Origin of the sequence: Ramlibacter sp., from assembly GCF_035706265.1 — a bacterium.
GTDB lineage: Bacteria > Pseudomonadota > Gammaproteobacteria > Burkholderiales > Burkholderiaceae_C > Ramlibacter.
Window position 1 is genome coordinate 1 of the sequence record NZ_DASSVG010000319.1, and the last position, 9,909, is coordinate 9,909.

The 9,909-nt window shown below is 70.3% G+C and carries 7 protein-coding genes, 1 tRNA gene and 1 pseudogene; 4 read left to right on the top strand and 5 right to left on the bottom strand.

Going from position 1 to position 9,909, the window contains the following annotated elements:
• The 3 genes and pseudogenes from VFM98_RS11505 to rpsB all read right to left on the bottom strand — a co-directional run.
• Positions 1-313 (bottom strand): annotated as a pseudogene (locus tag VFM98_RS11505) (UMP kinase); the annotation flags it as partial.
• An 85-nt stretch (positions 314-398) separates the two neighbouring features.
• Positions 399-1,322, bottom strand: a complete 924-nt coding sequence (gene tsf, locus VFM98_RS11510; RefSeq protein WP_325110057.1) for a translation elongation factor Ts — start codon at positions 1,320-1,322, stop codon at positions 399-401.
• Positions 1,323-1,411: 89 nt separating this feature from the next.
• Positions 1,412-2,164, bottom strand: a complete 753-nt coding sequence (gene rpsB / locus VFM98_RS11515; protein WP_325110058.1) for a 30S ribosomal protein S2 — start codon at positions 2,162-2,164, stop codon at positions 1,412-1,414.
• A gap of 190 nt (positions 2,165-2,354) precedes the next feature.
• Between rpsB and VFM98_RS11520 the strand changes: the two genes are divergently transcribed.
• The 3 genes from VFM98_RS11520 to VFM98_RS11530 all read left to right on the top strand — a co-directional run bounded on the left by VFM98_RS11520 (position 2,355) and on the right by VFM98_RS11530 (position 6,533).
• A complete protein-coding gene (locus VFM98_RS11520; protein WP_325110059.1) occupies positions 2,355-3,695 on the top strand; it encodes an amidase in 1,341 nt (446 codons plus the stop codon).
• Positions 3,696-4,970, top strand: coding sequence for a D-amino acid dehydrogenase (locus VFM98_RS11525; RefSeq protein ID WP_325110060.1), 1,275 nt, complete (start codon positions 3,696-3,698; stop codon positions 4,968-4,970). It abuts the gene before it with no gap.
• 135 nt (positions 4,971-5,105) lie between these two features.
• Positions 5,106-6,533 carry an NAD(P)H-hydrate dehydratase gene (locus VFM98_RS11530; protein WP_325110061.1) on the top strand — a complete coding sequence of 476 codons (1,428 nt, stop codon included), beginning with the start codon at positions 5,106-5,108 and terminating at the stop codon, positions 6,531-6,533.
• A gap of 64 nt (positions 6,534-6,597) precedes the next feature.
• On the opposite strand, the gene VFM98_RS11535 is transcribed toward VFM98_RS11530, so the two are convergent.
• Positions 6,598-7,359 (bottom strand): SDR family oxidoreductase, encoded by a 762-nt coding sequence (locus VFM98_RS11535; RefSeq protein ID WP_325110062.1) that lies wholly within the window; start codon positions 7,357-7,359, stop codon positions 6,598-6,600.
• Between the two features lie 54 nt (positions 7,360-7,413).
• Positions 7,414-9,678, bottom strand: a complete 2,265-nt coding sequence (gene rnr / locus VFM98_RS11540) for a ribonuclease R (RefSeq protein ID WP_325110063.1) — start codon at positions 9,676-9,678, stop codon at positions 7,414-7,416.
• An 18-nt stretch (positions 9,679-9,696) separates the two neighbouring features.
• Here rnr and VFM98_RS11545 point away from each other — a divergent pair.
• Positions 9,697-9,781, top strand: a tRNA-Leu gene (locus tag VFM98_RS11545).
• Positions 9,782-9,909: the final 128 nt, after the last annotated feature.

The following is a 9,909-nucleotide window of genomic DNA, read 5'->3' on the forward strand; positions in this document are numbered from 1 at the left end:
TGGCAGACATCACGCGGGGCACCAGGCCCTGCTTGTGCATCGCGTCCGACAGCGCCAGCGCGTTCATCACGGTGGCCAGCATGCCCATGTAGTCCGCGGTGGCGCGGTCCATGCCCACGGAGCCGCCGGCCACGCCGCGGAAGATGTTGCCGCCGCCGATCACGACGGGGACTTCCACTCCCATGCGCACGACCTCGGCGACCTCCTCCACCATCCGCACGATGGTCGCGCGGTTGATGCCGAAGGCGTCATCCCCCATCAGGGCCTCCCCCGACAGCTTGAGCAGGATGCGCTTGTGGGCGGGGGTGGGCATGCAGTCGTTCTCCGTGTGATACCAATGATTCTGTCATCAACGCGGCCGCACCGGGCAAGGGTGCGGCCGCGGCTTTGCCGGCGCTTTACGCGGCCTGCTTCGCGGCGGCCACCTGGGCGGCCACTTCGGCGGCGAAGTCGTCCGCCTTCTTCTCGATGCCCTCGCCCACCACGTACAGGGTGAACGCCTTGACCGTGGTGTTGGCGGCCTTGAGCATCTGCTCCACCGTCTGCTTGTCGTTCTTCACGAAGGCCTGGTTCAGCAGCGAGACTTCCTTCAGGTACTTCTGCACCGAGCCCTCGACGCGCTTGGCGACGATCTCGGCGGACTGCACCGGCTTGCCCGCGGCTTCGGCGGCCTTGCGGTCTTCCTCGGCCTTGCCGGCGGCCACGGCGCGTTCCTTCTCGATCAGCTCGGCGGGCACGTCGGCGCTGGACAGGGCCACCGGCTTCATCGCGGCCACGTGCATGGCGACGTCCTTGGCGGCGACGTCGTCACCTTCGTATTCCACGACCACGCCGATGCGGGTGCCGTGCAGGTAGCTGGCCAGCTTGCTGCCGCCCGCGAAGCGCTTGAAGCGGCGGAAGCTCATGTTCTCGCCGATCTTGCCGATCAGGCCCTTGCGCACGTCTTCCAGCGTGGGGCCGAAGGTGTCCTGGCTGTACGGCAGCGCGCCCAGGGCAGCGATGTCGGCGGGGTTGTGCTTGGCGACGAGTTCGGCGGCGGCCCTGGCCAGCGCGATGAAGCTGTCGTTCTTGGTGACGAAGTCGGTTTCGCAGTTGACTTCGATCATGGCGCCGGTGGTGCCTTCGATCGACGCGGCCACCACGCCTTCGGCGGTGATGCGCGAGGCGGCCTTGCCGGCCTTGTTGCCCAGCTTGACGCGCAGGATCTCCTCGGCCTTCTCCATGTCGCCGTTGGCCTCGGTCAGGGCCTTCTTGCACTCCATCATGGGCGCGTCGGTCTTCGCGCGGAGTTCGCCGACCATGCTTGCGGTGATTGCTGCCATTTGATGATTCCTCTGTCTGTCTGTTCAGTTGGGGCCGCCTGCGCAAAGGGGGCTCGAGAGCCCCCTTTTCTTGCAGCCGGCCCGGTGGCTCAGGCGCTCGCGCCTTCCTGCACTTCCACGAATTCGTCGCCGCCTTCGGCGACGGCGCGCTGCACGTCGGCAACGGCGTTGTTCTTGCCTTCCAGGATGGCGTCAGCCATGCCGCGCACGTACAGCGTCACGGCCTTGGCGGAGTCGTCGTTGCCCGGGATCACGTAGTCGATGCCCTCGGGCGAGTGGTTGGAGTCCACCACGCCGATGATCGGGATGCCCAGCTTCTGCGCCTCGGCCACGGCGATCTTGTGGTAGCCCACGTCGATCACGAACAGCGCGTCCGGCAGGGTGTTCATGTCCTGGATGCCGCCGATGTCCTTTTCGAGCTTGTTGATCTCGCGCTGGAACATCAGCTGTTCCTTCTTGGACATGGACTCGAGGCCGGCTTCCTGCTGGGCCTTCATGTCCTTCAGGCGCTTGATGGACGTCTTGACGGTCTTGAAGTTGGTCAGCATGCCGCCCAGCCAGCGCTGGTCGACGAAGGGCATGCCGCAGCGCTGCGCTTCGGCGGAGACGAGTTCGCGCGCCTGGCGCTTGGTGCCCACCATCAGGATGGTGCCGCGGTTGGCGGCCAGCTGCCGGGCGAACTTGGTCGCCTCCTGGAACATGGGCAGCGTCTTTTCCAGGTTGATGATGTGGATCTTGTTGCGATGGCCGAAGATGTACGGGGCCATCTTGGGATTCCAGAAGCGCGTCTGGTGCCCGAAATGGACACCGGCTTCCAGCATTTCGCGCATGGATACGGTCATGGGAGCTCCGAAGGTTGGGTCTAGAATCCGCCCAGAAATCGCAACGCCTGTTGCGACACCTCGAGGGGACGGATCCGCGATTTGCTTCGCTGACGACGAAACGCGCACCTCGCGCGTGCCACCCAGCAAAACCGCGAGATTCTAGCACAGGCCCCTCGTTTCCCGCTTTGCCGCCCCCTGCCGTAGACCCATGCCCCTGCCCGACCTCCACCGCACCCGCGAGCGCCTGCGCCAGGGCGAAACCACCGCCGCCGCAGAGCTTCGGGCCGCCGAGGCGGCAGCCCATTCGGCCGCCAGCACCCACGTCTTCCTGAAGACGCGCTTCGAGGCGGCCGCGGCGGAGGCGGCGCAGGCGTCGCCCGAGGCGCCGCTGGCCGGCCTGGCCGTCTCGATCAAGGACCTGTTCGATTTCGGCGGCGACGTCACCACGGCCGGCTCCCTGGCGCTGGTCGATGCCCGGCCCGCGGCCTCGGATGCCCTGGCGGTCGCGCGCCTGCGCGCCGCCGGCGGCGTGGTGGTGGGCCGCACCAACATGACGGAGTTCGCGTTCTCGGGCGTCGGCGTCAATCCGCACTACGGCACGCCGCCCAACCCCTGCGACGCGCAGACGCCGCGCATCCCGGGCGGCTCCAGCTCCGGCGCCGCCGTGTCGGTGGCCACCGGCGCCGCCTTCATCGGCCTCGGCTCCGACACCGGCGGCTCGATCCGCATCCCCGCCGCCCTGTGCGGCATCGTCGGCTTCAAGAACACGGCGCGGCTCACGCCGCTGGAAGGCGCCTATCCGCTTTCCACCACGCTCGACACGGTCTGCGCCATGACGCGCAGCGTGCGCGACGCCGTGCTGGCGCACGAGATCCTGGCCGCCCGCACCGTGGTGCGCGACGCCGCGCCGCTGGCCGGCTACCGGCTGGCCGTGGCCAGCACGCAGATGCTCGATGGCCTGGATGCCACCGTGGCCCGCGCCTTCGAGCGCACGCTGCGGCGCCTGCGCGACGCCGGCGCCCGCGTCGAGGAGATCCGCCTCGCACAGATCCAGGACCTGGGCTCGATCCAGTCCACCGGCGGCTTCGCGGCCGCCGAGAGCTATGCCTGGCACCGCCAGCTGCTGGCCCAGGAAGGCAGCCGCTACGACCCGCGCGTGCGCCTGCGCATCGAGCGCGGCGCGGCCATGAAGGCCTACGAATACATCGAGCTGCAGCGCGCGCGCAGCGCCTGGGTGCGCGCGGTCGAACAGGCGCTGGCCGGCTTCGACGCCGTGCTGTCGCCGACGGTGCCCATCGTGGCCGCGCCGATCGCCGACGTCGCCCCCGGCAGCGAGCACGACGAGGCCTTCTTCCGCATCAACGCCCTGCTCCTGCGCAACACCAGCGTGGTGAACATGCTGGACGGCTGCGCCATTTCCCTGCCCTGCCATGCACCGGACGAACTCCCGGTCGGCCTCATGGCCTGGCATGGCGCCCTGCACGACGACGCGATCCTGAACCTCGCCATTCAGATCGAGAATCTGCTGAATCCAACGACAACGATCTGAATGAAAGTCGCCATCGTGGGCGCCGGCATCATCGGCGTGACCACAGCGTACGAGCTGGCCGCCGACGGCCATGAAGTCACGGTCTTCGAACGGCACGGCGCCGCCGCGCTCGAAACCAGCTTCGCCAACGCGGGCGTGGTCGCGCCCGGCTACGTCACTCCCTGGGCCGCCCCGGGCATGCCCACCAAGGTGGCGCGCTACCTGTTCAGCCGCCATGCGCCGGTGCGCGTGTGCTGGCCGGTGGCCGCGCACGAACTGAACTGGATGCTGCGCTGGCGCAGCGCATGCAAGCCCGAGACCTACCTGGCCAACCGCGCGCGCCTGCAGCGGCTGGCCTTCTACAGCCGCCACCGGCTGCACCAGGTCACCGAGGACCTGCAGCTCGAATACGACCACAGCCAGGGCTACATGGTGCTGCTGCGGGGCGAGCGCGATCGCAAGCTGGTGCAGCCCGGGCTGCAGCTGCTGCGCGACGGCGGCATCAAGTTCCAGGAGGTGGATGCGGCGCGGGCGCGCGAGCTGGAGCCGGCGCTCAATCCCGACACCGAGTTCGTCGGCGCGGTCTGGCTGCCGGACGACGAGGTCGGCAACTGCCGCCAGTTCGCCCTGCTGCTGAAGAACCAGGCGCAGGCGCTGGGGGCGAAGTTCGAGTTCCACTGCGCCGTGGCGCCGCTGGATCCGGCCCACCCGACCACGCTGCGCATCACGCGCGACAGCGACGCAGTGCCCACCACTTCGGTCCGCTTCGATGCCGTGGTGGTGTGCAGCGGGCTGGCGTCGGCCGCCCTGCTGCGGCCGGTGGGCCTGCGCGTGCCGCTGGCGGCAGTGCACGGCTACTCGATCAGCGCGCCGATCCGCGAGCCGCTGAACGCACCGCGCAGCGGGGTGATGGACGACCGCTACAAGGTGGCGATCTCGCGCCTGGGCAACCGCGTGCGGGTGGCGGGCAGCGCGGAGATCGGCGGCCAGCCCAATCGCAAGCGGCCCGCCGCGATCCGCACCCTCTACAAGGTGCTTCACGACTGGTTTCCGGGCGCCGCGCAACTGGCCAACACCGGCGCCGCCGTGCAGGAGTGGAAGGGCGCGCGCCCGATGCTGCCGGATGGTCCGCCGGTGCTGGGCGCGACCCACGTCCCCGGGGTGTGGATCAACATCGGCCACGGCTCCAGCGGCTGGGCCCTGGCCTGCGGCAGCGCGCGCATCGTTGCCGACCTGATGGCGCAGCGCCTGCCGGAAGTGGACCTGGAGGGGCTGGGCGTCGAGCGGCTGCAGTAGGCTGGCGGTGGAGCGATAGCGAAACCCCAGCGCTTCGCGCATCGCTGGGGTTCCTGGCGCGCTGCGCGCGCCGTCACCACCAGCCTACCTGTCCGGCGCGCAGTTCCGCGTCCGGCTATCCGGCACAATGCGCGCATGCAGCGCGTCATGCCCGACCGCCCCTGGCCCCTGCACGACCTGGCCGCCACGCGGCGGCTCGAGCAGGCCGCGGCGGCCGCCCTGCCCCCGCACACCCTGATGCAGCGCGCCGGCCTCGCCGTCGCGCGGCTGGCATCGGCCATCGCGCCCCATGCGCGCACCGTCTGGATCGCCTGCGGGCCCGGCAACAATGGCGGCGACGGCTTCGAGGCCGCGCTGCACCTGAAGCGCTGGGGCAAGGAGCCCGTCGTCACCTGGCGCGGCGAGGAAGCCCGCGCACCGGAGGACGCGCGCGCGTCGCTGCGGCGCGCGCGCGAGGCCGGCGTCGCCTTCGCCGCCGAGCCGCCGCAGCGCTGGGAGCTCGCCCTCGACGGCCTGCTCGGGATCGGCAGCACCCGCGCGCCCGAAGGCGCGCTGCTGCACGACATCGAGCGCATGAACGCGGCGGACGCACCGGTGCTCGCCATCGACATCCCCTCGGGCCTGCACGCCGAAACCGGGGCGGCGACGGCCTGCGTGCACGCCAGCCACACCCTGAGCCTGCTGGCCCTGAAGCCGGGCCTCTTCACGCTCCAGGGCCGCGACGCGGCCGGCTGCGTGTGGTTCGACGACCTGCAGGTCGATGCGGCAGGCGAGCCTGGCACCGCTACCCTGTCGCCGCCGCCGGCGCGCGCGCTGCGCCCGCACGCCAGCCACAAGGGCAGCTACGGCGACGTCGCCGTGATCGGCGGCGCCCCGGGCATGGCCGGTGCGGCGCTGCTGGCGAGCCGCGCCGCCCTGCACCACGGCGCAGGCCGCGTGTTCGTCGGCTTCCTCGATCCCGACGCCGGTGCGCTCGACGCGCGCCAGCCCGACCTGATGGTGCGACCCTGGGACAGCCTGGGGCTCGCGGAGATGAGCGTCGCCTGCGGTTGCGGCGGCGGCGAAGCGGTGCGCATGGCCTTGCCGCGCGCGCTGGGCGCACGCGCGCTGGTGCTGGATGCCGACGGGTTGAATGCGATCGCCGCGGACGCCCAACTGCAGTCGGCGCTGCAGGCGCGCGGGCACCGCGGCGCGCCCACCGTGCTGACACCGCATCCGCTCGAGGCGGTGCGCCTGCTGGGCGAAGGCACGAAGGCGGTGCAGGCGGACCGCATCGCGGCCGCGCGCGAACTGGCGCGGCGGTTCGCCAGCGTCGTCGTCCTGAAGGGATCGGGCACCGTGATCGCGGCGCCGCACGGCGCCGTGCGGATCAACCCCACCGGCAACGCGCGGCTGGCGATTGCGGGAACCGGCGACGTGCTCGCCGGCTGGATCGCCGCGCGCCTGGCCGTCGGCGAGGACGCCTTCGAGGCAGCGAGTGCGGCGGTGTACCTGCACGGCCTGGCGGCCGACCGCTGGCCGGCCGACCGCCCCCTCACCGCCAGCGCCCTTGCCGTTTCGTAGGCGCTGAGTCGCGCCAGCGCGAAGCCCAGCGATCAGCGAGCGAAGCGTAGCTGGGCTTCCCGCCTCACCCCCGCCCCACGAACGGCATCTTCGTCGCCATCACCGTGTGGAACAGCACGTTGGCTTCCAGCGGCAGGTTGGCCATGTACAGGATCGACTCGCCGACGATCTTCACGTCCATCAGCGGCTCCACGGCGATCTCGCCGTTGGCCTGCGGCACGCCCTTGGCCATGCGCGAGGCGAGGTCGGTCATCGCGTTGCCGATGTCGATCTGCCCCACCGCGATGTTGTAGCGCCGGCCGTCGAGCGACGCGGCCTTGGTGAGCCCCGTGACGGCATGCTTGGTCGCCGTGTAGGCGATCGAATGCGGCCGCGGCGCATGGGCCGAGATCGAGCCGTTGTTGATGATGCGCCCGCCCATCGGGTCCTGCGCCTTCATCACGCGGAAGGCCTGCTGGATGCCGTAGAACATCCCGCTCAGGTTGGTGTCGACCACGCGCTTCCAGTCGGCGGCGACGATGTCCTCCAGCGGCGCCGCGGCCAGGCCCATGCCGGCGTTGTTGAACAGCAGGTCGACGCGGCCGAAGGCCTTCACCGTCTGCTGGAACAGGGCCTCGACCGAGGCTGGATCGGTCACGTCGGTGGGCACCGCGATGGCGCGCCCGGGCGCCTGCGCCGCCACTTCCTCCAGCGGCCCGCTGCGGCGGCCGGCGACGGCCACCTTCCAGCCGCCGCCCAGCAGCGCTTCGGCGGCGGCGCGGCCGATGCCGGTGCCGCCGCCCGTGACGATCGCGACCCGTCCGGCCGCGGCTTGATTGCTTGCCATGCTCGTCCCCTCGGTGAGTGAGCCGGAAAGGTCGCGGGCGACCTCCGGCGTTCGCTAGCGGCGGCTCTTGCGCGCGGTGCGGGCCTTGGCCGCCGCCTTCTTGGCCACGGACTTTACTGCGTCCAGCGGCGACTTCGCCTTCTTGCCGGCGGCCTTCTTGGCGGCGGCGCGCTTGGTGGACGTCTTCGCCGGCACGCCTTCGCGGCCCGGAACGACGCCCTTCTCCTTCATGGCGCGCGCCATGAGCTCGTCGCCCTCGTGCACCAGGCGGAAGTCGATGCGGCGGCCATCCAGGTCCACCCGGCTCACCTGCACGCGCAGGCGCGTGCCGATCGCGTAGCGGATGCCGGTGCGCTCGCCGCGCAGTTCCTGCCGCGCCTCGTCGAACTTGAAGTACTCGCCGCCCAGCTCGGTGATGTGCACCAGCCCTTCCACGTACAGCGCGTCGAGCGTGACGAAAATGCCGAAGGTGGTGACGGCGGTGACCACGCCGGCGTACTCCTCGCCCAGGTGGTCGCGCATGAACTTGCACTTGAGCCAGGCCTCGACGTCGCGGCTGGCCTCGTCGGCGCGGCGCTCATTGGCGCTGCAATGCAGGCCCGCGGCTTCCCAGGCCTGCACCTCGCGCGGATTGGCGTGCGGCTTCTTCGGCTTGTGCAGCAGCTTGCCCTGGCCCGCCAGCCGGCGCGCCAGCTTCTCCTGCGCCTCGCCCGGAGCGGGCAGCACCGGCAGCTGGTAGTGCTCGCCGACCAGGATGGCCTTGATCACCCGGTGCACCAGCAGGTCGGGGTAGCGCCGGATCGGGCTGGTGAAGTGCGTGTAGGCGTCGTAGGCCAGGCCGAAGTGGCCGCTGTTGATCGGCGTGTAGATCGCCTGCTGCATGGAGCGCAGCAGCATGGTGTGGATCTGCTGCGCGTCGGGGCGGTCCTTGGTGGCCTCGGCGATGCGCTGGAAGTCGCCCGGCTTCGGATCGTCGCCGATCGTCATGCCCACGCCGAGCGCCTTGAGGTAGTTGCGCAGCAGCTCCTTCTTCTCCGGCGTCGGGCCTTCGTGCACGCGGTAGAGGCCGGGCTGCTCGGCCTGCTGGATGAAGTCCGCTGCGCAGACGTTCGCGGCCAGCATGGCCTCCTCGATCAGGCGGTGCGCGTCGTTGCGCACGCGCGGCACGATCTGCTCGATGCGGCCGTTCTCGTCGCAGATGATCTGCGTCTCGGTGGTCTCGAAGTCCACCGCGCCGCGGGCGTTGCGAGCCTTGAGCAGCGCGCGGTAGACGTCGTGCAGGTTCAGGAAGTGCGGCACCAGGTCCTTCCGCCGCGTCGCCTCCGGGCCCCGCGTGTTGCCCAGGATCGCCGCCACTTCCGTGTACGTCATGCGGGCGTGGCTGTACATCACGGCGGGATAGAACTGGTAGGCGTGGATGTCGCCGGCGCCCGTGATCAGCATGTCGCACACCATGCACAGGCGCTCCACCTCGGGGTTGAGCGAGCACAGGCCGTTGGAGAGCTTCTCCGGCAGCATCGGGATCACCCGGCGCGGGAAGTAGACGCTGGTGGCGCGCTCGTAGGCGTCGACGTCGATCGCGTTGCCCGTCTCCACGTAGTGGCTCACGTCGGCGATCGCCACCAGCAGGCGCCAGCCCTTGCCGCGGCCCACCTTGGCGGGCTCGCAGTACACGGCGTCGTCGAAGTCGCGCGCGTCCTCGCCGTCGATGGTGACCAGCGGGACGTCGGTGAGGTCGACGCGCCGCCGGCGGTCGGCCGGCCGCACCTTGTCGGGCAGCGAGCGCGCCTGCGCGATGCAGCCTTCGGAGAACTCGTGCGGCACGCCGTACTTGCGCACCGCGATCTCGATCTCCATGCCGGGGTCGTCGATCTCGCCCAGCACTTCCTTCACGCGGCCCACCGGCTGGCCGTAGAGGCTCGGCGGCTCGGTGAGTTCGACCACGACCACCTGGCCGGGCTTGGCCGTGCCGGTCGCGCCCTTGGGGATCAGCACGTCCTGGCCGTAGCGCTTGTCCTCGGGCGCCACCAGCCAGACGCCGCTTTCGTGCAGCAGCCGGCCGATGATCGGATGCGGCGGCCGCTCGATGATCTCCACGACGCGGCCTTCGGGACGGCCTTTGCGGTCGTGGCGCACGATGCGGGCGCGCACGCGGTCGCGGTGCAGCACCGCGCGCATCTCGTTGGGGGGCAGGTAGATGTCGGCCTCGCCGTCGTCGCGCAGCACGTAGCCGTGCCCGTCGCGATGTCCCTGGATCACGCCCTCGATTTCATCGAGGAGGCCGGTGCCGTTGTTTCGCTCTACGTTCTTGATATACAATCTTCTTTTTCCTGAAATGCCCAGGTGGCGGAATTGGTAGACGCACTAGTTTCAGGTACTAGCGGGTAACTCCGTGGAGGTTCGAGTCCTCTCCTGGGCACCAAACGAAGCCGGCCGCAGCCGGCTTTTTTGTTGCCCCCGAGCGGCCTCGAACGTGTCCGTGGAGGTTCGAGTCCTCTCCTGGGCACCAACACACATCATAAGCCGGCCCTGCCGGCTTTGTTGTTTCTG

Coding starts and splice junctions, on each gene's coding strand:
- VFM98_RS11535 (WP_325110062.1), bottom strand. CDS start 7,359: ATGGCAAGCAATCAAGCCGCGGCCGGACGGGTCGCGATCGTCACGGGC.
- tsf (WP_325110057.1), bottom strand. CDS start 1,322: ATGGCAGCAATCACCGCAAGCATGGTCGGCGAACTCCGCGCGAAGACC.
- rpsB (WP_325110058.1), bottom strand. CDS start 2,164: ATGACCGTATCCATGCGCGAAATGCTGGAAGCCGGTGTCCATTTCGGG.
- VFM98_RS11530 (WP_325110061.1), top strand. CDS start 5,106: ATGCAGCGCGTCATGCCCGACCGCCCCTGGCCCCTGCACGACCTGGCC.
- VFM98_RS11525 (WP_325110060.1), top strand. CDS start 3,696: ATGAAAGTCGCCATCGTGGGCGCCGGCATCATCGGCGTGACCACAGCG.
- VFM98_RS11520 (WP_325110059.1), top strand. CDS start 2,355: ATGCCCCTGCCCGACCTCCACCGCACCCGCGAGCGCCTGCGCCAGGGC.